This window comes from Silvania sp. (assembly GCF_051656365.1).
Taxonomy (GTDB): Bacteria; Pseudomonadota; Gammaproteobacteria; order Enterobacterales; family Enterobacteriaceae; genus Enterobacter; species Enterobacter hatchlandensis.
Genome location: NZ_JBOGBT010000049.1, coordinates 1 through 20982, shown reverse-complemented (window position 1 = coordinate 20982; position 20982 = coordinate 1). Strand labels below are relative to the sequence as shown.

The window sequence follows — 20982 nt, the reverse complement described above, 5'->3', positions numbered from 1 at the left end:
CCTCGGGAGTGTTGTATTGTGTTGTTGTGTTATGTTTTTATTTTAATGGTGACGGTGTCACGCCATCCGGGATTGGACACGCGTACGGTTTTTCACTCAGCTGTTGTTCAAACTCCTCGCGGCACGCGGCTAACAGGACCGGGTCCTGCAGCAGCGCCAGCACCGTGGCGCCCATCACTTTCCCCGCCAGCAGCATCCCTTTATGCGCAATCGAGGTGCGGCCCTGAGCCACCAGCTGCCAGGTATGCAGCGGCGTGCCCACCGTAAAGCACGGACTGAAGCACTGCGCCACCGGCATTTTCCAGCTGACGTCGCCCACGTCGGTCGAGCCCGCGAGAATGTTATCGGTGATAGCGTAAGGCGCGACCTCATCAATCAGCAGGGTCTGCTGATGGCGACGGGTAAACTGTTTACCCGCGTCGCCGCCGGTGGCTGCAATATTCTTCAGGCTATTTTGCAGATCGTTGTCCGTCAGCGTGGCGCGGATGGCCTCTGCAAAAGCGCGTTCTTCTTCGCTCCAGTCCGGGGTGCCGTAATGCTGCACGGCGCGGTACATCTCGGCCTCCAGCGTGCGGTTAGGCAGATAGCTGGAGCAGGCTTTGTCGAAGCGATGCTCAACGCGGGTTTCGGTCATCAGCGCCGCGCCCTGGGCAATTTTCTCGATGCGGGCGTAGATCTGCTGCGCGTCGGCCATTTCAGGGGCGCGGATCAAATACAGTACTTCTGCCTGGGCCTGGACCACATTTGGCGAGATCCCGCCGGTATCGGTGATGGCGTAATGGACGCGGGCTTTCTCAATAATGTGTTCATTAAGGAAGTTGGTGCCGGTGGTCATCAGCGTGACGGCATCCAGCGCGCTGCGCCCCAGATGGGGGGAGTTCGCCGCATGCGCCGCAATGCCGTGAAAACGCCACGACGCCTGGATATTGGCTAGGGTGCTGACGTTAAACATCCCCGCGTAGGCTTCAGGGTGCCAGGTCACGGCGGCATCCACATCGTCAAATAACCCTTCGCGCACCATAAAGGTTTTGCCGGAACCGCCTTCTTCGCCCGGGCAGCCGTAAAAGCGCACCGTCCCGCTGCCACCGTGCTGTTCCAGCCAGCTTTTAACCGCCACCGCCCCGGCAAGGGCGGCGGTGCCGAGCAGGTTATGCCCGCACCCGTGGCCGTTGGCGCCCGGTGTTGCGGTCTGCGGTGTGGCGCACTCGGCGTTCTGACTCAGTCCCGCCAGTGCATCGTACTCTCCCAGCAGGGCGATCACCGGCTTCCCGCTGCCAAAGCTGGCGATAAAGGCGTTCGGCACGCCACCGGCTTCGCGGGTCAGGGTAAAACCTTCCTCTTCCAGCGCGGTCGCCAGCCGGTCGGCAGACCAGAACTCTTCAAAACGGGTTTCCGGATGATCCCAGATCTCATCCGCAATGGCGGTGAACTGCTGGCTTCGGGTGTCGATTGCATCGGCAATAAAAGGATAAAGAGTTTGCATTACACACCTCGGGTCCACGGGAAGTTAAGCGCGGTTCGCGCCAGCGTTTCGATGGCAATCAGCATCACGTTTTCATCGAAGTCGAATTTCTCGTTGTGGTGCCCGGCACTGAGGGTGGTACCAAACACCATGTACGAGGCGAGGCCGCCGTTCTGCTGTACGCGGGCCATCATCAGGGTGGCATCCTCCGAACCGGCAGGGGCTTTAACGTTGTCGATGGCGTGTTCCACGCCCGCGACCTGGGCCGCCTGTTCGCGCAGGTAGGCCACCCATGCCGGAGAGGGTACGCTGGAGGTGGCGGCGCCCATCAGGTGCAGCTCGCTACTGACGCCGTGAATGGCCGCAGCCCCATCGATCACTGCTCTGGCGCGTTCAAACACGTACTGGTTAATCGCTTCGCTTTCACCGCGTGTTTCGACCTTCAGCAGAGCGCTGGCGGGGACTACGTTGCGCCCGCTGCCGGCCTGCATTACCCCGACGTTGACCCGGGACGCGCCCTCGCTGTGTGGGGCGATGCTGTGCAGGCCAAGGGCGGCCTGAGCGGCAGCCAGCAGCGCATTGCGGCCCTCTTCGGGTTTACCGCCCGCGTGAGCGGCAACGCCGGTGAAGCGCACGTCAAACTTGGTGGTCGCCATAAAGTTATCGCTACCGCAGATCACAGTCCCGACAGGCACACCGGTGCCAATGTGGATGGCGGTAAAATAGTCCACGCCGTCCAGCGCGCCTGCTGCCACCATTGCCCGCGCGCCGCGCGTGCCTTCTTCAGCTGGCTGGAAAATCAGCTTTATGGTGCCGTTCAGCTGTGACTGGTATTTCATAAGAAGCTGCGCCAGCCCCAGACCAATGGTGGTGTGGCCGTCGTGGGCGCAGGCATGCATCATCCCGCTGTTGCAGGAGGCAAACCCTTCCCGGAACGGGAGATGATCGTCATAACGGGCTTCGTCGAGATCCAGCGCGTCCATATCGACCCGAAACGCGAGGGTCGGGCCCGGGCGGCCGGTGTTGAGGGTGGCGACAATCCCGGTAAAGCCGCCTTCAAATGCGCTGAGCCATTTTTCTGGTGCACCCTGCTGACGTGCGCGGGCAAAGGCCTGCGCCAGAGTCGCCTCGTCGGGCAGGCCCATCCGGCTGTCGGCATCGACAACGTCGCGGCCCATTGCCAGTTCATAACCCAGCTCGTCTAACACTTCGGCCACTTTTGCGGCGGTGCGAAACTCGACCCAGCCGGATTCTGCATAGTGGTGAAAATCCCGTCGCCATGCGGTGAGTTGCGGGAACATGGCCTGCAGGTCGTGCGCCAGTGTATGCATATCGTTTCCTGTCATCATAAGAATATGTGAACTGCTTCACGTTGTGATAGTTTTTACTTATCGCTAACTGATTTTTCACAGATTTAACCTTTCGTGACTTACCCTGGCACAACCAATTCCATTACAGTAGATGACAGTTTCTTTTCTCTGATAAACAACGGTTATCGGTCCTGACATGACGTTTCAGATAAAATTTCATCAAATTCGCGCCTTCGTGGAAGTGTCGCGGCAGGGAAGCATTCGGGGTGCCAGCCGGGTGTTGAATCTGTCGCAGCCAGCCTTAACGAAATCAATTAAGGAACTGGAAGAGGGGATGGCAGCCCAGTTGTTTGTGCGCCGGAGCAAAGGCGTGACATTAACCGAGTGTGGGGAGAGTTTTTACCAGCACGCCAGCCTGATTCTGGAAGAGTTACGCAGCGCCCAGGATGATATTCGGCAGCGACAGGGGCAGCAGGCGGGGCAGATCAATATCGGGATGGGCGCCAGCGTGGCCCGGATGTTAATGCCCCCGGTGATCGTCCGCTTCCATCAACAGCATCCGCAGGTCAAGGTGCGAATTATGGAAGGGCAGCTGGTCTCGATGATTAACGAATTACGCCAGGGAGAACTTGATTTTACGATCAATACCTATTATCAGGGCCCCTATGACCATGAGTTTACGTTTGAAAAATTATTTGAGAAACCGTTTGCTATATTCTGTCGGGAAGGTCATCCCGCACGTGGGGCGACCTCCATCAATGACTTGTTGAAATATAGCTGGACGATGCCCACCCCGAGAGGAAGCTATTATAAGCAGCTGGAAGAGTTGTTTAACCATCGTGAACAAATACCTCGGGTCGGTATTGTCTGTGAAACATTTTCGTCATGTATTAGCCTGGTGGCCCAGAGCGACTTTCTGAGCATCCTGCCGCAGGAACTGGGCTGCGATCCGCTGCTGGCGCACCGTCTGGTGATGCTGCCCGTCAAAGAAATGCTACCAAAAGCAACGTATTACCTTATCCAGCGCCGGGACTCGCGCCAGACGCCGCTGACCGAATCATTGATCACCCAGTTCAGGCGCCAGGCCAGACAGGTTATTTCCCACGCAACGTAAAGGCAAAAAAATAGAGTCTGTCGACATCCAACAGACCCTACAGTACACACAGCATTGCTCCAGATGCAAATCCTGCTTATTCTTTCCATAATGCAGATACATTTATTTATATCATCTTTTCCCGATAAATACAGGAAATAAAACGTCAGGCTTCACAAAATTTTAGCTAAGTCACGATGGTTAACCAGTGATAAAAATAAAGTTTAGCTTGGGTAAATAATCAATTTAATAAATGACATCTGTTATCCGGTGTTAATCAGGATAATGGGCGTTATCCCTCTGTCGAGGGCCCATTGAGACAGCGCCTGCGCGCAGGTATAGTACCCTGTTAGTAAAGCAGGAGGATGCCATGAACCCAGACGATAACGCGCTTTTTCTTGATGCGATGGGCGATGTTCAGCCCCTCAAGCGCTGTGCCGATGTACAGTGGCAGCCCGGCCGCACCACGCGCCCGCAGCAGCGTGTAGACACCAGCCAGCTCGATAACTTTTTGACTACCGGTTTCCTGGATATCGTTCCGCTGGCCCAGCCGCTGGAGTTCCACCGGGAAGGGGTACAGCAGGGGGTTATCGACAAGCTGCGCTCAGGAAAATATCCTCGCCAGGCAAGCCTCACGTTACTTCGCTTAACCGTGGAACAGTGCCGTCAGCAGCTCTATACCTTTATTTGTCAGGCCGAGCGCGACGGCTTGCGCAATCTGATCGTCATTCACGGTAAAGGTCGGGAGGAGAACGCCCATCCCAATATCGTTCGCAGCTACCTGGCGCGCTGGCTGGCGGAATTCGACGCGGTACAGGCCTTTTGCGTGGCGCAGCCGCACCACGGCGGGAGCGGTGCCTGCTACGTTGCTTTGCGTAAATCCGAAAACGCGAAGCTCGAGACCCGGGAGCGTCACGCTAAACGCAGCCGCTAAATCGACAGGAACAGAGCTAAACGCGCATGGAAAACACCGCATTATGCTACCGCCAGTTTGGCGAACCCGAGTCAGTGTTAAAGGCCGAAACCGCCGCAAAAGCGCCGCTTAATCCCGGGCACTTGCGGGTGCAGATGCTGCTGGCTCCGGTGAATGCCTCGGATCTGATCCCGATCACCGGGGCCTACCGCCACCGTATTTCCTTACCCGCCATTGCCGGGTATGAAGGAGTAGGCAGGGTGATCGCCGCCCCTGACGACGCAGCACATCTGATCGGCAAACGCGTATTGCCCCTGCGCGGGGAAGGCACCTGGCAGCAGGTCGTTGACTGCCCGGCAGCGCTGGCAATCCCGGTGCCCGATACCATCCCGTCTCCGCTGGCGGCGCGGGCATTCATCAACCCGCTGGCCGCCCAGCTGATGCTCAAGCTGTATCCTCCCCGGGGCAAACGCGTTCTGCTGACCGCCGCAGGTTCGGACTGCGCGATCCTGCTGGGTCAATGGGCGCATCGGCTGGGTGCGCGCGAGGTCTTCGGCATTCACCGCTCACCGGTTCATGCCGCCAGGCTGCAGGCAATGGGGATCGTCCCGATTGCCCAGCATGACAGCGCCGCCGTACGGGCAGTGGCCGCTGACAGCGATATCGTTTACGACGCCACCGGCGGCGAGGTGGCACAGGCGATCCTCAACGTGATGCCCGCTACAGGGGAGTTTATCTGCTACGGCCTGCTCAGTGGCCAGCCGTTTAGCTTACAACCGCATTTCCCGCCGATGCGCTGGTTCCATATTCGCAATTATCTTGACGCGCTCAGCCCGCAGGCATGGCAGGCAGAGTTTGATGCTATCTGGTCGAAGATGGCAGAGAGCCATTACAGCGACACCACGCAGTTGCCCTTTGCGGCCTGGCAAGCGGCCCTGGCCGACTACCGGCAGGCGGGGCGCACCCATAAACCCCTGCTGGTTATTTGCGACGCGTAACGGTTTAATTAAAACTGGCGTGGTCAGCGCGAATATATTAACCGACATCAAATATTCAGGGTAAAGAAATGAAAAGGCTTTGAGTAAAATCCTGGCTTATGGTAAAAATCAGCGGTGTTTAACTACCGGAGACAATATTCATCTGCACTGACGAGAAGCAACAACGCAGATAATTGTAATATTATGGACAATCTGTTCAACAAACGCATTTCAACATTGACTTCCTGTTTTCTCCCCTCGTATTGCCTGCTGACTGGCGAGCAACACTGGCGCAACGCGCTTTAGACCCCTTCTGCCTGAGCTGGCGCCCCGCGCCGTGCCAACCATTATCGCTATTTTTTTACCCGGATTGCTGCTCACAGCAAGCCGCGAAGGATAATATTCTCAAGCAGGAGAAAATCATGTTTTACTGGATCCTCTTAGCCCTGGCTATCGTCGCTGAAATAATCGGCACCCTGTCAATGAAATGGGCCAGCGTCAGCGGTGGTCACGCCGGTTTTATTTTGATGCTGTTGATGATTACCCTTTCCTATATATTTTTGTCGTTTGCGGTTAAAAAAATCGCCCTCGGTGTGGCATATGCATTATGGGAAGGGGTAGGTATTTTACTGATCACCCTGTTTAGCGTTGTGCTGTTCGATGAGCCGCTGTCGATAATGAAAATTGCCGGGCTGACGACGCTGGTGGCGGGGATTGTGTTGATCAAATCCGGCACTCGCAAAGGCAAAAAACAGCATAAGGAGGCCACTCATGCAACAGTTTGAGTGGGTCCACGCCGCCTGGCTGGGGTTGGCGATTGTGCTCGAGATTGCCGCTAACGTGTTGCTAAAATTTTCCGACGGTTTTCGCCGCAAAACCTATGGCCTGCTGTCGATTGCAGCGGTGCTGGGGGCGTTCAGCGCCTTATCTCAGGCCGTACGGGGCATTGACCTCTCGGTCGCTTATGCCCTGTGGGGCGGGTTCGGCATTGCCGCCACGCTTGCTGCAGGCTGGATCCTGTTTGGTCAACGTTTGAACCGTAAAGGCTGGTTCGGCCTGTGCCTGCTGCTTATTGGGATGATTCTGATAAAGCTGGCGTAATCGTCTCGCTGCCTGAGAGTAGGGCAGCGAAATTCCCTTGCTGTATTACGCTTACATGAGGGCATTGAAGAGGACGACAAATGCATAACCCGTTAAGCTGGCGCAATATTCCTTCTGCGAGAACCCTGTTTGTCATGATTTTTATGGCAGGGATCGGCTTAATCGTCTCCGTTGTTGCCTTACTCTATCTCTCGTTGAACCTGATCAGCAGCCAGGCCAATGAAATCGATGAACAACGTACCGCGCTCTCGGTGCAGGGGGCAATTCAGACCTCGGTAAACCGGGTCTGGTCGCTGGTGATTGATAATGCGGTCTGGGACGATGCGGTGCGCGAGGCGTATCGTCCCACGCTCGACACCCACTGGCTGTTCAACACCTGGGGATCGGGATTTAAGATCAACAACCTGTATGACGGCACCTTTGTGCTGAATGAAAATTATCGGGTGCTGTGGGGCTCGTTTCGCAGCCAGCCGTTTACGGAACAAAACCTCGATTTCTTCGGGGCTGGACTCACATCCCTGATCCAGAAGAACACCCAGGCCTTACAGAACGACAAAACGATCTATGCCGGTATTACCCGTACCCGCGCGGGTGTGGCGTTCGTCGGCGTGGGATTGATCCGCCCGACGGTGGGCTCCCTGCCGGTGAAGGATCAGACTCGCCGCTATCTGGTGATCACCCGCCATCTTAACCCCAAAATTTTGCGCGATTTGGGCAATACCTTCCAGATTGATAACCTGACGTTTACCCCGGAGCGGGTCAGCGCGGCCAACGTACCCTTTAAAAGTGCCGCCGGGGAAGTGCTGGGCTACCTCTCCTGGCAGCCGCGTCAGCCGGGTGCGGCGGCGGCAAAGGCGGCCTCACTGGAAATTACCCAGATTGTGCTGCTGACCGCGGCGCTGATCCTGCTATTTATCCTCGTCAGCAGCGTCGCGTTGTATAAACTGGCGCGCGGTGAAAGCCAGGCTCGGAAAGTGGCCCGCACCGACTGGCTCAGTCATTTACCCAACCGACGAGCGTTAATCGAAGAGCTGGAGCGGGTGAGCCTGCGCGGCGATACCGATCGTAAAAGCGTGGTGTTTATCGACCTCGATGGGTTTAAGGACGTTAACGATATTTATGGCCATGAGGTGGGTGATGAGCTGATCGTCACCATTGCCAAAACCTTGCGTGATAACGTGCCTAAAGATGGCATGCTGGCGCGGATGGGCGGGGATGAATTTGCGATGACCATCGGCGGAGACAATGCCGAAGCGCTGGCCTCTGCCTTTGGCGGCTTTGTGCTCGACTATCTTAACTCGGCAATTCGCCTTGGCGATCGCACAATCCATATCGGAGCCAGTATCGGCATTGCCAGCGGCATTCTGACGGAATGTAACAGCTCAGAGCTGTTCCGCCGCGCCGATATTGCCATGTACCACTCCAAAATCACCGGCAAAGGACGCGTTACCCACTATGATGCGGAGCTGAACAGCGCCCGTGAGCGGCGGCTGGCGATTGAAAGCCAGATCCGCAGCGGGCTGGACAACAGCGAATTCGACGTCTGGTATCAGCCTATTATTGATGCCCGGAGTCAGAAAATGGTCAGCGTCGAGGCGCTGGTGCGCTGGCCGCGTCGCCCGGACGGGGCACTGGCACCGGATGACTTTATCACCATCGCCGAAACCAGTGGCTTGATATACGCCCTCGGGCAGTTTGTGCTGCGTCGCGCCTGTGAAGACCTGGAGCCGTTTGCGGATTTAAAACTGTCGGTCAACATCTCGCCCGCACAGTTTCGCGATCCGGAGTTTGAAGAGAAGGTGGCGAGCGTGCTGGCGATAACCCGTTTCCCGGCGACGCGCCTGCAGCTGGAAGTCACCGAAAATTACGTCCTTGAGAACCCCGAGCGCGCCAGGGCTGCTATTAACAACCTTAAGACGCTGGGGATCGCCGTGGCGCTGGACGATTTTGGCACCGGTTATTCCAGTATCGGCTATCTGCGCCGCTTTAACTTCGACACCATTAAAATTGATAAATCGCTGGCCGGGCTGGTGGACAATGACGATCAGGCGTCGGCGCTGGTGGGGGGAACGATCCGCATCGCCAGCGCTTTAGGCATGACGGTGGTTGCCGAAGGGGTGGAGAATGAAAAACAGATGAAGCTGCTGCGACTGGCGGGCTGCGATCAGCTGCAGGGGTTCTGGTACAGCCAGCCGCTGCCGATTGAGGCGCTTATGGCGCTGCGCCAGCAGCGCCACTGCTGAATCACTCCTGAGCCAGCTCGGCCAGTTTGTCGCGAAAGCCGGTGATGGAAAGCGCCCGGTTATCCGCGCGCCAGCGATCTTTTGCCGCCGGAGCCGAGCTTTGCACGCCAATCACCTGCCAGCCTTCGGCCGTTTTGAGCATCAGCGGTGAGCCGCTGTCGCCGGGTAAGGTATCGCACTGATGCGACAGGACGCTGGTCTGCGCCCAGCCGGTAACAATGCAATCCTGATGGGTATACAGCATATCCAGATGATCTTCCGGATAGCCCGCCTGGCTGACCTTACGGTCGGCCACTTTCAGCGCGGCGGTGAGGTCAGCTTTATCTCCTGCAAACACCGGCAGCGGGGTGATTCCCGATGGCGGATAGCGCAACACCACCAGCCCAAAATCCCACGACGCGGCAGACGGCGGCACGATCCAGCCGTCACCATCGGCTTTCAGCCGTTTGCCCAGTGACGGCTCCACCCGTCCCTCAATGCCGTGGATCTCATAGCGCCAGACCCCTTTTTGCGACACAAAGCGCAGGGCCACGGCTTTATCCGGCTTGCCCTTCGGCGGCGTCAGCAGGCAGTGTCCGGCGGTCAGCGCCAGATGGGGGGTGATAAGGGTGGCCGTACACAGATTGCCGCTGGCCGTTTCGAGCTGGCCGATGGCATCCCAGGGGGAACGCGCCGGGTCGGTGACGCGCGTGCGATCGTCATGACCAAAAAACAGCGTTTGCACTTCCTTGACGTTCACGGCGTCATCGTCGCTCTCGTCCGCATGAGCAAAACCAGAACAGAGACAAAACGCGCCCAGTACAACCGCAACAGATTTACGCATATCACACTCTGAAGGGGATAATTATGATTATAAAAGATGAACCCTGGTTATTAACTATAGACGGGACAGCAGGAAAGTGGGAGTAAAATCAGCGTGCTACATTCACGAAAGATAAAATACGCTGGCGACGATCGCACATAAAATAAGCGTAATGAGGATCAGCTCAAACCGATAGCGCTGTAACATAACGCCCTCCGGATAAAAAAACGGCGCTGCAACCTTGCCGGTTCAGCGCCGGATAAATAACGTGCCCGTGGGGGCACGTTTCAGTGACGTGGCTTACGCTGCTGGTTTGGCAGTTGGCGCGACAGCCTGGTGTTTCACTGCTTTTTTATGATGCTTTTTAGCGGCTTGCGCTTTCTGCGCTACAGGTGCAGCTTCGGCTTTGGTGGCTGCTTTTTTGTGGTGCTTTTTAGCAGCCTGGGCTTTCTGTGCTGGCGCTTTTTTGTGTGCTTTGTGGTGCACGGTTTTTGCAGCCGGTGCTGCAGAGGTGGTTGCAGTGGCTGCCGGTGCAGCGGTAGCGACAGTTTCAGCAGCGAATGCAGCAGAAGAGAGACCCATTGCAGCGGCAACAACCAGAGCTAATACTTTATTCATCATCTTACCCTCGAATTTGTTTTTTCATTTAACCCCACTGCGGGGCCGTTGAAATAACTATATCCCTGAAAATCCGGGGCTTCCGTGAGTGATTGGTATCGGCGTGTAACGCTATGTACAACGCCGGGTCCTGGACCCGGCGCGGGCCGTTATTACAGGTAGCGGGCGGTGAGATGGTCGCGGAAATAGCGGCTGTTAAGATCTTCTCCGGTAGCCTGCTCAATAAGCTGCGCGGTGGTAAAGCGACTGCCGTGCTGCCAGATGTTCTGGCGCAGCCAGTCAAACAGGGCGCTGAAATCACCCTGCGCAATGGCGGCATCCAGCCCCGGCAGGGCGGTCTTCGCGGCAGAGAACAGCTGCGCGGCGTACATCGCGCCCAGGGTGTACGACGGAAAGTAGCCAAACCCGCCGTCGGTCCAGTGGATATCTTGCATACAGCCGTTGCGGTAGTTATCTTTGGTCGACAAGCCCAGCCAGGCCTGCATCTTCTCATCCCACAGCGCCGGAATGTCGTCCACTTCAATCTCGCCGTTGATCAACGCCCGTTCAATCTCATAGCGCAGAACCACGTGCGCCGGGTAGCTGACTTCATCTGCATCGACGCGGATATAGCCGGGCTTCACGCGCTGGTTCCAGGCGATAAAGTTCTCCGGAGTGAACGCCGCCTGGCTGCCGAAACGTTCCTGAACCGCCGGAAGCAGGTGGGTCAGAAACGCATTGCTGCGCCCGAGCTGCATTTCAAAGAACAGGCTTTGCGACTCGTGAACGGCAGTAGATCGCGCCAGGGCGACCGGCTGACCGAGCCAGTTGCGCGGCAGATTTTGCTCGTAGCGCGCGTGGCCGGTTTCGTGGATCACGCCAAACAGCGCGCTGAGCAGTTCGTCTTCGTCGTAGCGGGTGGTGATGCGGACATCTTCCGGCACACCGCCGCAGAACGGATGGGCGCTGACGTCGAGACGCCCGGCGTTAAAGTCGAAGCCGAGGGTTTTCATTGCTTCCAGCCCCAGTTCGCGCTGAATGGCGGTCGGGAACGGACCCTGCGGCGGTACGAATGACTGCTGGGCTTGCTTCTCAACCACCTGCGCGAGCAGATCCGGCAGCCAGGACTTGAGATCGCCAAACAGACCATCCAGTCGGGCGCTGGTCATGTCCGGTTCAAAAATATCCAGCAGCGCATCGTAAGGAGTACAGCCTTTGGCCTCGGCGCGCAGGCGCGCTTCTTCCCGGCTCAGCTTCACCACCTCTTTCAGGTTGGCGGAAAAACCCTGCCAATCGTTGGCCGGGCGCTGGGTACGCCAGGCGTGTTCGCATTTGCTGCCCGCCAGAGATTTGGCTTCAACCAGCGATTCCGGCAGCAGGGCGGCCTGCTGATAGTGGCGGGTCATCTCTCGTAGATTGGCCTGTTCCACATCGTTCAGATCTTCGCTTTCTGCATTGCGCAGCCAATCGGCCACTTTTTTATCGGTCAGGATCTGGTGTTGCAGCACGCTCAGTTCCGCCAGAGCCTCACCCCGGGCGGCGCTGCCGCCTGCGGGCATCATGGTAAACATATCCCAACTGGCGATGGAGGAGAGATGCGAGAAGCGTGACAGGCGCTGGAAGGTCGTGACAAGTGACTGATAGGATGACTCTTTTTTCATTCTTAATTCTCATCGTGAGTTGTGCATGTGTTAGGGAGCATACAGCGGTTCAGGCACGATTCAAGCACTTGCCGTTCACTAAAAAAAGGGGCGGGCCTTACACCAGTAATAACCGGATAACCCCGGTCTGGGGTTGAGGTATTTATTTAATAAATGTGTTCTTCAGGTTTTATTATTGCGTGCAGAAAATGATCCTTCATGGTGAATAATCCCATGAGAATCTATTTGGCGTGTTTAATTTATTATCTAATGTGCGTGTTTAGATTCTTAGTATTAATTTGGTGAATACAGTTGGTGTTGTAACTGATTTTTACATTTGTGGTTATCTTGCTGGTTTGCTTGCGCATTTAACTGGCGTAGCATTTTAAAAGCCACTCACGGTTTTTATCATCATTTGTCGCAATAAATATTGCCGCGCACCTTCTGTATTCCGCAATTTAAAGGAATGCATAATATCCCACGCGGCTCAGATAAATAAAATGAATGTGAGCCATCAAAATCGCTCGCTACAGCAATCGGTACTGACCTTGTGCGCCTGGGTTTAAAGCGACGGGCGGTAGCGTGTCTGAATACAACCGGAATAAAGGGGATCGCGCATGAGCGAAATAAAAATGCCGAAATTTAGCCACAATCACAATCTACTGAAAGTTCGGGGCGCAAAGTCCCTGCTGGACGTGCTTTGTTTTGAAGGGAAAGAAGAACTCAGTAACCCGTTTTGCTATACCGTTGAATTCACCTGCATCGATAAAGCCATCGACGCAAAAGACCTGCTGATGAAGAGGGCGTCGCTGACTCTGCAGGCAAAAGTGGATCAGGGCTTCGGCATCAAAGTGATGCAGCCGGTGCGCATTATTCAGGGTGTCGTCACCGGCTTTGAAAGCCTGTCGACCTCCAACGATGAAGGCCACTATGCGCTGACGTTGCAGCCGCGTCTGGCGCTGCTCTCCCGCAGTCATCAGAACCGAATTTACCAGGATATGTCGGTCCCGCAGATAGTCGAACATATCCTGCGCACCCGGCACGCCATGCGTGGCGAGGATTTTGTCTTTATGCTGGCAAATGACTACCCGCGCCGTGAACAGGTGATGCAGTACGGTGAGGATGATCTGACCTTTATCAGCCGTCTGCTCAGTGAAGTCGGGATCGGGTATCGCATCACCCCTGACGCACGGCTCAATATTGAGGTGGTGGAATTCTTTGACGACGTGCGTTATGTCGAGCAGGGTCTTATGCTGCCGTCGGTTCCCCCCTCCGGTCAGAATGACAGCGGTACCGAATCGGTATGGGCGCTGAAAAGCCACCATCAGGTGGTCGAAAAATCGGTCTTCACTCGCGATTACAATTACCGCAATGCCCAGGAAGATATGAGCCTCAGGGTAGATGCCAGCCGGGGCGATGCCACCACCTACGGTGAAGCTTATCACTGGGCGGATAATTACCTGACGCCGGGTGGCAGCCAGCGCCACCCGGCCCCGGAGAGCGGGGCGTTTTATGCCCGTCTTCGCCATGAGCGCTACCTCAACAATCAAACCCGACTCCAGGGTGAGACCAACTGCGCCACTCTCACTCCCGGCCAGAAGCTGCAAGTCACCGGCGGTGACGACGTGTCGGAAAACTTCCGTAAGGGGGTAGTGATCACCCACATTCATAGCCGCGCCCGCCGCGATCGCAGCTTTGAAGTGACGTTTTCGGCCATTCCGTATTCAGACGATTACGGCTTCCGCCCGGCGCTCATCGTTAAACCGACAATGGCCGGTACGCTTCCAGCCAGAGTCACCAGCACCAAAATTAACGATATCTACGGCCATATCGACCGCTACGGGCGCTATAAAGTCAACCTGCTGTTTGACCGTGATAGCTGGCAACCGGGTGAAGAAAGCCTGTGGGTGCGTCAGTCCCGCCCGTATGCCGGGGAGACTTACGGGCTGCACCTGCCGCTGCTGGCCGGAACGGAAGTGGCGATTGCGTTTGAACACGGGGACCCGGACAGGCCGTACATCGCTGGCGTGCTGCACGACTCGGCGCACGCCGACCCTGTCACGATTTACAACTATAAACGCAACGTCCTCAGAACCCCCGCGAACAACAAAATTCGTCTGGATGATACGCGCGGCAAGGAGCACATCAAGGTCAGCACCGAGTACGCGGGTAAAAGTCAGCTGAACCTCGGTCACCTGGTTGATCGGGAGAAGAAACCGCGCGGCGAGGGGTTTGAACTGCGCACTGACAGTTTTGGCTCGCTTCGCGCCGGGAAAGGCATCTTTATCAGTGCGGACGAACAGATGAAAGCGGCCGGCCCGGTACTGGATATGGCACCGGCGATGACACTGCTTCGCGGCGCGACCATACAGCTTAACGACTGGGACAGCATTACGCGTAAGCATTACAACATTCCGCCTGATGTCAGCACGCTAAAACAGTTTGCCCGCCAGGCCGCCAATCTGACCGCGCCCGTATTGCTGATGAGCGCGCCGAAAGGCATCAGTATGCTGACCCCAGAAACGACGCTGCTGCACAGTGGTAATGGTCTTTACCTGCAAAGTGCCAGCGACGTCACGATGACCAGCGGTCGCCGGTTGGCGGTGAACACCCGTCAGGCGATCTCCCTGCTCGCCCACCGGGAAGGGATGCGGATGGTGTCGGTGCAAGGGCCGCTGACGGTGGAGTCGCATGGGGACACATTATCGCTGACCTCACTTAAGGATGTGACCGTTCAGTCGACTCAGGGCCATTTGCAGCTCACGGCAAAAAACGGCATCACCCTAGGCTGCGGCGGCGCTTATATTCGCCTGACTCCGCAGGGGGAAATCGAAATTCACGGGCCCGGCCTGCTGAGCCTGAAAGGGCGGCATAAAATCCAGGGCCCAGCGAGTGAAGATTTCAAGCTTCCCGATCTGCCCACCTCTGTTTGTATCCCTTGTCTGCAACGTGCTCAGGAACTGGCTCAGGGATTTGTTCCCCGGGCAAAGTAAATAAACAATATTGGAGGAACTCGCGTTGAAAGCGATTATTCGGCAGGGCGATACATTACGGGAATACGGCGGTAAGGTCATTGGCGGGCACTACTCGTGCTTTGGAAAGGGGATCGCCTGTAAAGGTGACCCGGTAAGCTGCAACAAACACGGTATGACGACGATCGTTGAAGGGAGTTCGCTGGTCGAGGTCGATGGAAGCCCGGTCGCCCTGCACGGCCACCGTTGTGCCTGCGGCTGCACGCTGGTGAGTTCATTTCCTGATTGCGAAATCGCCCTATGAGACCGCAGCCTGACTATCTTCCCTACAGACAAGCTCACCCTCCACGGGCCAGGCGCTGGCTGACGGCGGGTGCCGTTGTGGCGTTCGTCAGCGGTGCAGGGATGGCGTTGCTGCCTGCCGTAGATCGGGGCGGTGCGTTGATGGCATGGGGGATCGCGTGCGGGATCGCACTGACCGGTGTCGGCTGGCTGCTGCGCCAGCTCCACTATCGAATCTCTGTTCACCATGCGCAGTTCTACGCACAGTTAGTTGAGCAGGAGCGTCAGGACTGGTGGGCGCGACATCAACAAACATTCGGGCTACGTGAAACGGTGCTGCTGGGGCCGGTGGGTTCTGAAACTGAGCACTGGAAGCAGTTGCTCAAGCGAGAACATCAGACCCCGGAGGAGAAAACAGAAGCGGGCGGCCGAACATTGCGGTTGATTCACTCCTTTGTCAGCGACCCCGACGCGCGTGAGCAGCAGCTGGCAGGCATGCTGGTGCGGCAATGGCTGGCGCAGCGGGGAGATGCAGCTCTGCCTCGCCTGAGCGACTGTTACTGGCTGGGAAGCGAGCGAGCATGGTGCGCATTTTGCGAATCGCTGGCCGAGTCGTTTCCGGCGTTTCAACTCCCTGTCATTCCCGAAAAATGGCAGGGAGAGGCCAGCTTATCGGCGATTACGGCCCAGATAAACGATCCCCACGAGGAGCGACTGATTCTGGTGGCGGGGTGTCAGTCCCTGACGGCAACGTCTGCTTCCGCCAGACCGGCAGGCGAATCGGCCGTTTTGTGGCTGGTCTCGCGGGAGGGCTCGGCGCGTATTACCCGTGGCGAAAGGTATAACGTCGGGCAGGGGGAAAGCATCTTAGGGGTGTGTGCGCGCGCGATGCAGCAAAGCAAGGTCACGTCGCCGCCCGATCCCTGCATGGTGTTTACCCAGCCGCACGTCCCGGAGCTGGCGCAAAGCGGCTGGAACATCACGCAGTTTTTGCAGGATGTAAACTGGGGTGATACCGGGCAGATGGAGCCGCTTATCGTGATAACGCTGGCCGCCCTGTATACCTCGCAATGCGATCAACCGTGCGGCTGGATAGCACGGGATCCGCAACATAGCCTCGCGCTGGGCATCGTCACCCCGACGGGCAATTCCCCTTCTTTGAACACACTGACATAAAAAGGAACAATCATGTCTTTAACCCACCAGGAATGGATCGCGAAGCTTGAGCGCAATACCCGATCGCAGGGTCTGCGGAATGTCTACCTTATTGCCGATCAGGGCGTTTTAAGCAATCCGCTGCTGGACGGCCTGTTACGCCTTTCCCCGCCCATGGAGTGGTATTCGCTGTTCAAGGGGCAACCAGAAGAGCTGCTGCTGGAGATGGCACCGCTGATGATGCGGCTCGAGCTGGCCTGCTGGCAGCATCGCCAGTGGTTACTGGATTTAATGACGGCATTTGAACAAAAACCCGGCCTTATGATCTTTGTCTCTCCGCTGGAGTGTTCAAACTTAGCCAGCATCATGCGTAATCTGGCGGACGGTGCATGGGAGGCGCGTTCCGGCCTGGTTCGCTTTTACGACACCCGTATTTTCCCGGTGCTGATAAATCATATTTTGACGGAGGAACAAAAGGCGTGGCTGATCAGTTCGGTGTATCACTGGAGCTACCGGGATCGGGATGGCAAGGTCTGCTGGCTGGAGGGCGAATGCGCGTTGGATTTCTCGGTCTTGCCCGAGGATATAAAAATCAACTTCACCGATGAACAAATGATGAAGCTGGATGTGGCCATTGATGCGCAGCTACTCACCTCGTCTGAAAAGTTCAGTACCTTTTTCTCTTCGCAGGAGGAGAAATTCAACACGCTCTGGGAAATGGGCTGGCAGGCACATCAGGAAAATTTTATCGGCAATTTAATCGACTGGTATGAAAAGCAGTTAAACAAACGCTAATTCATCGAATTGAAGGTTGTGTTTTCGCGATCTGCTTACCTGATAAATAACTCAGCAAGCTTTGAGGATATTAAATGATAAAGCCCAGAGTATTTTCCTCAACCGGACGGGCAGCGCTGACTGCAATTGGTCTTTTAATGCTGATGGCCTGCAGGGACCCTAAACTGGACGGTATGAGCGGTGCCGATTTAAACGTTTATAACCACGGACCGGATGCCATTGTAGGGGTTCAGGTTGATGGTTACGGAGGACCGGGAGCCAATTCCTACGGCGGGGGCGGCGGATACTGCTGCGTTATGGTGCCTGACGTCTGGAAACCGGGACTGACGGCGCAGGTGACCTGGACTTCTGACCCCAACTCCTGGATAGAACCACGGAATATTCCTGACGATCATGCGAGTCATTACCAGCGTCACGGCCCCATTACTGTGCCGGTTGAGCGCTGGGAGAAGGGGCAGGGATGTGGTTTTGATGTGCATATTTTCCCCTGCGATAAGGTGCGAATAGTGCGTTCCTGCCATGGCCCCGCGTCCTCCGAATACCCGGTGCAACCAGAACCAGATGGAGTCAAAAAAGCGCAAAACGTCCTTATCAACCATATCAGGGAGAATGTCGTGTGTCCGATGCCTCAGACAGCACGCTGAATACTCACAACTGCATCCGATTCTTGCTGATTCAACTATAGCTATTCTCGAATTGGGTGCGTTATTTAATTGATTGCAAGGCTGGTGGTTTATTTTTATGGAACCAGTCTTTTCCGAAATAAATAAGTTAACAGCAATCGATGTTATTACGTCATTAATAAATCAACATTCACTAAGGATACTGAATGATTAAGCCCAGACTATTTTCCTCAACCGGACGGGCAGCGTTGACTGCAATTGGTCTTTTAATGCTGATGGCCTGCAGGGACCATAAACTGGACGGTATGAGCGGTGCCGATTTAAACGTTTATAACCATGGGCCGGACAGCATTGTGGTTGTACAGGTTGATGGTTATGGCGGACCAAAAGCCAATCCTTACGGTGGAGGTGGAGGCTACTGCTGCGTGATGGTGCCTGACGTATGGAGGCCGGGATTGACTGCGCAGGTAACCTGGACTTCTGACCCCAACTCTTGGATAGATCCGCGCAATATTCCTGATGATCATACGAGCCATTACCAGCGTCACGGCCCCATTACTGTGCCGGTTGAACGCTGGGAGAAGGGACAGGGATGTGGTTTTGATGTGCATATTTTCCCCTGCGATAAGGTACGGATAGTACGTTCATGCCGCGCCCGTGATTCTTCCGAATACCCCGTGCAACCAGAACCTGATGGACTCAAAAAAGCGCAAAACGTCCTTATCAACCATATCAAGGAGAATGTCGTATGTCCGATGCCTCAGACAGCACGCTGAAAAACATTAAAGCACTTATCGACGCCTTTAAAAAAGGGTCAACGCCTTCTGCAACCAGTGTGTCTACAGCAGAAGCCGCCTGGGTACCACCACCGTTCCCGGTACCTGCAAAGGATGAAAAACAGGGGGAAATAAGCGAGTACGGGCGCCTGGGGTGGGCGGCCAACAGCCTGCCGCTGCCCAAAACGGCGGACTGGTGAAAAGCTGCTGCCACTTTGTCGCCGGACTGGAGCAGCACGGTGACCTGCCCCTGGACTCCATTCGTCGCCCGGATGGCAAATACCCGACGGGGGCTGTGGAGGTGGTTTACCCTGGCGTTCATGCTGATATTGGCGGCGACTGCAAGCCCACCGAACTGGGCAAGGTTCAGACGGATTCCCGTCAGCTGCTGTCGCAGATTGCCCTGCACGATATGTTTGCCACTGCACTCCTCGCTGACGCACGGTTATTTTTCCCGGCGCGCAGTGTATGACACGGATGACAATAACTGGGATTCGGTTAAGCAATCATGCCAGCGGATAAACGCCGTCGCCGATAGCAATGCTGCGGTTGTCGTTTCCCTGGTGAATCCTGATAGATATACCATCGCATAAAACACGTCTTTTTAAAAACTCACGACCACTCTGGAAATTTATTTATTTCTGACTTCATCCCTGTCTGAAATAAATAAGTTAACAGTAATCGACGTTATTACGTCATCAATAAATCAACATTCACTAAGGATACTGAATGATAGAGCCCAGACTATTTTCCTCAACCGGACGGGCAGCGTTGACTGCAATTGGTCTTTTAATGCTGATGGCCTGCAGGGACCATAAACTGGACGGTATGAGCGGTGCCGATCTGGATGTCTATAACCACGGGCCAGATGCAATTGTCGTAGTTCAGGTCGATGGCTACGGGGGGCCAAGGGCTAACTCCTATGGCGGCGGCGGCGGCTACTGCTGTGTGATGGTGCCCAACGTATGGAGACCGGGGTTGACAGCTCAGGTATCCTGGACTTCTGACCCCAATTCCTGGATGAAATTGAGTGATATGCCTGATAACTATGAAAAATATTACCAGCGGCATGGTCCAGTCACTGTGCCGCTAGAACGCTGGGCGGACGATCAGGCATGCGGTTTTGATGTCCATATTTTCCCCTGCGATAAGGTACGGATAGTTCGCTCTTGTCACACTACTGACGATCCCCGGTATCAGGTTTCAACAGATCTGGGGGAGCATAAAAAAGCCCAAAAAATACTCATTGACCATATCAAGGAGGAAATTGTATGTCCGATGCCTCAGACAGCACACTGAATACCATTAAAGCACTTATCGACGCCTTTAAAAAAGGGGCCGCGCCTTCTGCAACCAGTGTGTCTACAGCAGAAGCCGCCTGGGTACCACCACCGTTCCCGGTACCTGCAAAGGATGAAAAACAGGGGGAAATAAGCGAGTACGGGCGCCTGCCATCAAGCAAAACGCAGACTGAAGGTAACTATGCCCGACAGCGTCTGGAAGATTTAGCACGGGGTCAGTCTCAACAACCAGACGAAAAGCCGGTAACGGACTGCGCCGGAAGCCTGCATATCAGCCTGTTCTTCGACGGTACCTGCTGTAATGAACAGGATGCGGATGAGGTGTATGGCTCACCTAAACCGGCCCTGACCAATATCGGCAGGCTCTACCACGCGGCAAACTGGAAAGACAAAGCTATCCCTGCAGAAAAGGATGGGTATTTCAGCTACTACTTCCCCGGCTGCGGGGCGCGTTTTCCGCAGATAGGCGAGGACGACTATTCTCTCGATGGCGAATTGTTTGCCAACGGGGGTGAAGACCGTATTAACCAGGCCTTACTGAAAACCTTCAGCAGCATTGTCTATGCAGTAACACACACCTCAGTCGAAGATGGTGCCCTGGGAGTCTACCGCCAGAAAATGGCCACCAACTGGCCCTTCTCGATTATAACCAAAGGCTTTAACCGCAAAAACGCTATAACCGAGTTCTGTGATATCTACCTGGGCAAGGTGGTGCCTCAGTGGCCCCTGCAGCCCACCCGGGAATATATTTACAGGGCGCAGAAGCGCATTCCGAAAATTAAGCTGTTTGTCTACGGTTATTGCCGGGGGGCAGCCACCGCCCGGGCCTTTGCCTGCGGACTGGAGGCGCTGCTGGACAAGACCCCGATGCCACTCAACGCCACCAGTACGGCACCGGAAGGCAGCGTGTTGCCGTCCGGACCCTCGCTGCTGGGCATAC

21 protein-coding genes and 1 pseudogene are annotated in these 20982 nt (G+C 55.8%); 17 read left to right on the top strand and 5 right to left on the bottom strand.

Annotated features, from left to right (window positions below; all coding sequences use genetic code 11):
- Positions 1 to 37: 37 nt before the first annotated feature.
- Both ACRDD5_RS10550 and ACRDD5_RS10545 read right to left on the bottom strand, forming a co-directional pair.
- Entirely contained in the window at positions 38 to 1483 is a 1446-nt protein-coding gene (locus tag ACRDD5_RS10550) for a M20 family metallopeptidase (RefSeq protein WP_438676732.1), read from the bottom strand.
- Complete coding sequence (locus ACRDD5_RS10545; protein WP_438676731.1) at positions 1483 to 2793, bottom strand: M20 family metallo-hydrolase; 1311 nt, start codon at positions 2791 to 2793, stop codon at positions 1483 to 1485. Before ACRDD5_RS10545 ends, ACRDD5_RS10550 begins: the two co-directional genes overlap by 1 nt.
- 175 nt (positions 2794 to 2968) lie before the next feature.
- On the opposite strand from ACRDD5_RS10545, the gene ACRDD5_RS10540 reads away from it, so the two are divergent.
- The 7 genes from ACRDD5_RS10540 (at position 2969) to ACRDD5_RS10510 (ending at position 9099) form a co-directional block, all read left to right on the top strand.
- Entirely contained in the window at positions 2969 to 3886 is a 918-nt protein-coding gene (locus tag ACRDD5_RS10540; protein WP_438676730.1) for a LysR family transcriptional regulator, read from the top strand.
- 349 nt (positions 3887 to 4235) lie between these two features.
- Positions 4236 to 4799, top strand: coding sequence for a DNA endonuclease SmrA (smrA, locus tag ACRDD5_RS10535; RefSeq protein ID WP_438676729.1), 564 nt, complete (start codon positions 4236 to 4238; stop codon positions 4797 to 4799).
- Positions 4800 to 4825: 26 nt separating this feature from the next.
- Positions 4826 to 5776, top strand: a complete 951-nt coding sequence (locus tag ACRDD5_RS10530) for a zinc-dependent alcohol dehydrogenase family protein (RefSeq protein WP_438676728.1) — start codon at positions 4826 to 4828, stop codon at positions 5774 to 5776.
- A gap of 114 nt (positions 5777 to 5890) precedes the next feature.
- Positions 5891 to 6061, top strand: coding sequence for a protein YdgV (locus tag ACRDD5_RS10525; RefSeq protein WP_438676727.1), 171 nt, complete (start codon positions 5891 to 5893; stop codon positions 6059 to 6061).
- A gap of 116 nt (positions 6062 to 6177) precedes the next feature.
- Positions 6178 to 6540: a multidrug/spermidine efflux SMR transporter subunit MdtJ gene (mdtJ, locus tag ACRDD5_RS10520; protein WP_271283712.1), complete on the top strand. Its 363-nt coding sequence runs from the start codon at positions 6178 to 6180 to the stop codon at positions 6538 to 6540.
- The gene (gene mdtI / locus ACRDD5_RS10515; protein WP_438676726.1) at positions 6527 to 6856 is read left to right on the top strand and encodes a multidrug/spermidine efflux SMR transporter subunit MdtI; all 330 of its coding nucleotides are present in this window, start codon (positions 6527 to 6529) and stop codon (positions 6854 to 6856) included. The genes mdtJ and mdtI overlap by 14 nt, the downstream gene beginning before the upstream one ends.
- A gap of 80 nt (positions 6857 to 6936) precedes the next feature.
- Positions 6937 to 9099 (top strand): bifunctional diguanylate cyclase/phosphodiesterase, encoded by a 2163-nt coding sequence (locus ACRDD5_RS10510; protein WP_438676725.1) that lies wholly within the window; start codon positions 6937 to 6939, stop codon positions 9097 to 9099.
- A gap of 1 nt (position 9100) precedes the next feature.
- Here the strand turns inward: ACRDD5_RS10510 and ACRDD5_RS10505 are convergent, their stop codons facing one another.
- The 3 genes from ACRDD5_RS10505 to ACRDD5_RS10495 form a co-directional block, all read right to left on the bottom strand.
- Positions 9101 to 9922 (bottom strand): trypsin-like serine peptidase, encoded by an 822-nt coding sequence (locus tag ACRDD5_RS10505; protein WP_271283709.1) that lies wholly within the window; start codon positions 9920 to 9922, stop codon positions 9101 to 9103.
- Between the two features lie 279 nt (positions 9923 to 10201).
- Positions 10202 to 10519, bottom strand: a complete 318-nt coding sequence (gene asr, locus ACRDD5_RS10500; protein ID WP_271283934.1) for an acid resistance repetitive basic protein Asr — start codon at positions 10517 to 10519, stop codon at positions 10202 to 10204.
- A gap of 152 nt (positions 10520 to 10671) precedes the next feature.
- Positions 10672 to 12159: a carboxypeptidase M32 gene (locus tag ACRDD5_RS10495; protein ID WP_438676724.1), complete on the bottom strand. Its 1488-nt coding sequence runs from the start codon at positions 12157 to 12159 to the stop codon at positions 10672 to 10674.
- A 596-nt stretch (positions 12160 to 12755) separates the two neighbouring features.
- Here ACRDD5_RS10495 and ACRDD5_RS10490 point away from each other — a divergent pair.
- The 10 genes and pseudogenes from ACRDD5_RS10490 to ACRDD5_RS10445 all read left to right on the top strand — a co-directional run.
- Positions 12756 to 15131: a type VI secretion system Vgr family protein gene (locus tag ACRDD5_RS10490; RefSeq protein ID WP_438676723.1), complete on the top strand. Its 2376-nt coding sequence runs from the start codon at positions 12756 to 12758 to the stop codon at positions 15129 to 15131.
- Positions 15132 to 15156: 25 nt separating this feature from the next.
- Positions 15157 to 15414, top strand: a complete 258-nt coding sequence (locus ACRDD5_RS10485) for a PAAR domain-containing protein (protein ID WP_438676722.1) — start codon at positions 15157 to 15159, stop codon at positions 15412 to 15414.
- A complete protein-coding gene (locus ACRDD5_RS10480; RefSeq protein ID WP_438676721.1) occupies positions 15411 to 16568 on the top strand; it encodes a hypothetical protein in 1158 nt (385 codons plus the stop codon). The genes ACRDD5_RS10485 and ACRDD5_RS10480 overlap by 4 nt, the downstream gene beginning before the upstream one ends.
- 12 nt (positions 16569 to 16580) lie before the next feature.
- Positions 16581 to 17342, top strand: a complete 762-nt coding sequence (locus ACRDD5_RS10475; RefSeq protein WP_438676720.1) for a DUF4123 domain-containing protein — start codon at positions 16581 to 16583, stop codon at positions 17340 to 17342.
- Positions 17343 to 17416: 74 nt separating this feature from the next.
- Entirely contained in the window at positions 17417 to 17986 is a 570-nt protein-coding gene (locus ACRDD5_RS10470; RefSeq protein WP_438676719.1) for a DUF3304 domain-containing protein, read from the top strand.
- Positions 17987 to 18171: 185 nt separating this feature from the next.
- The gene (locus ACRDD5_RS10465) at positions 18172 to 18741 is read left to right on the top strand and encodes a DUF3304 domain-containing protein (RefSeq protein ID WP_438676718.1); all 570 of its coding nucleotides are present in this window, start codon (positions 18172 to 18174) and stop codon (positions 18739 to 18741) included.
- Positions 18714 to 18941, top strand: coding sequence for a hypothetical protein (locus ACRDD5_RS10460; protein ID WP_438676717.1), 228 nt, complete (start codon positions 18714 to 18716; stop codon positions 18939 to 18941). Before ACRDD5_RS10465 ends, ACRDD5_RS10460 begins: the two co-directional genes overlap by 28 nt.
- Positions 18938 to 19213 carry a hypothetical protein gene (locus ACRDD5_RS10455; protein ID WP_438676716.1) on the top strand — a complete coding sequence of 92 codons (276 nt, stop codon included), beginning with the start codon at positions 18938 to 18940 and terminating at the stop codon, positions 19211 to 19213. Before ACRDD5_RS10460 ends, ACRDD5_RS10455 begins: the two co-directional genes overlap by 4 nt.
- A gap of 257 nt (positions 19214 to 19470) precedes the next feature.
- On the top strand, positions 19471 to 20040 hold the full coding sequence (locus tag ACRDD5_RS10450) for a DUF3304 domain-containing protein (protein ID WP_438676715.1): 570 nt from the start codon (positions 19471 to 19473) through the stop codon (positions 20038 to 20040).
- Positions 20013 to 20982 (top strand): annotated as a pseudogene (locus ACRDD5_RS10445) (T6SS phospholipase effector Tle1-like catalytic domain-containing protein); the annotation flags it as partial. The gene ACRDD5_RS10450 and the pseudogene ACRDD5_RS10445, both read left to right, overlap by 28 nt.

Excerpts from the sequence above, each read along its gene's own strand:
- mdtJ (WP_271283712.1), top strand. The coding sequence starts at position 6,178 with ATGTTTTACTGGATCCTCTTAGCCCTGGCTATCGTCGCTGAAATAATC.
- ACRDD5_RS10510 (WP_438676725.1), top strand. The coding sequence starts at position 6,937 with ATGCATAACCCGTTAAGCTGGCGCAATATTCCTTCTGCGAGAACCCTG.
- asr (WP_271283934.1), bottom strand. The coding sequence starts at position 10,519 with ATGAATAAAGTATTAGCTCTGGTTGTTGCCGCTGCAATGGGTCTCTCT.
- mdtI (WP_438676726.1), top strand. The coding sequence starts at position 6,527 with ATGCAACAGTTTGAGTGGGTCCACGCCGCCTGGCTGGGGTTGGCGATT.
- ACRDD5_RS10550 (WP_438676732.1), bottom strand. The coding sequence starts at position 1,483 with ATGCAAACTCTTTATCCTTTTATTGCCGATGCAATCGACACCCGAAGC.
- smrA (WP_438676729.1), top strand. The coding sequence starts at position 4,236 with ATGAACCCAGACGATAACGCGCTTTTTCTTGATGCGATGGGCGATGTT.
- ACRDD5_RS10545 (WP_438676731.1), bottom strand. The coding sequence starts at position 2,793 with ATGCATACACTGGCGCACGACCTGCAGGCCATGTTCCCGCAACTCACC.
- ACRDD5_RS10460 (WP_438676717.1), top strand. The coding sequence starts at position 18,714 with ATGTCCGATGCCTCAGACAGCACGCTGAAAAACATTAAAGCACTTATC.
- ACRDD5_RS10470 (WP_438676719.1), top strand. The coding sequence starts at position 17,417 with ATGATAAAGCCCAGAGTATTTTCCTCAACCGGACGGGCAGCGCTGACT.
- ACRDD5_RS10480 (WP_438676721.1), top strand. The coding sequence starts at position 15,411 with ATGAGACCGCAGCCTGACTATCTTCCCTACAGACAAGCTCACCCTCCA.
- ACRDD5_RS10465 (WP_438676718.1), top strand. The coding sequence starts at position 18,172 with ATGATTAAGCCCAGACTATTTTCCTCAACCGGACGGGCAGCGTTGACT.
- ACRDD5_RS10505 (WP_271283709.1), bottom strand. The coding sequence starts at position 9,922 with ATGCGTAAATCTGTTGCGGTTGTACTGGGCGCGTTTTGTCTCTGTTCT.
- ACRDD5_RS10495 (WP_438676724.1), bottom strand. The coding sequence starts at position 12,159 with ATGAAAAAAGAGTCATCCTATCAGTCACTTGTCACGACCTTCCAGCGC.
- ACRDD5_RS10450 (WP_438676715.1), top strand. The coding sequence starts at position 19,471 with ATGATAGAGCCCAGACTATTTTCCTCAACCGGACGGGCAGCGTTGACT.
- ACRDD5_RS10475 (WP_438676720.1), top strand. The coding sequence starts at position 16,581 with ATGTCTTTAACCCACCAGGAATGGATCGCGAAGCTTGAGCGCAATACC.
- ACRDD5_RS10530 (WP_438676728.1), top strand. The coding sequence starts at position 4,826 with ATGGAAAACACCGCATTATGCTACCGCCAGTTTGGCGAACCCGAGTCA.
- ACRDD5_RS10540 (WP_438676730.1), top strand. The coding sequence starts at position 2,969 with ATGACGTTTCAGATAAAATTTCATCAAATTCGCGCCTTCGTGGAAGTG.
- ACRDD5_RS10490 (WP_438676723.1), top strand. The coding sequence starts at position 12,756 with ATGAGCGAAATAAAAATGCCGAAATTTAGCCACAATCACAATCTACTG.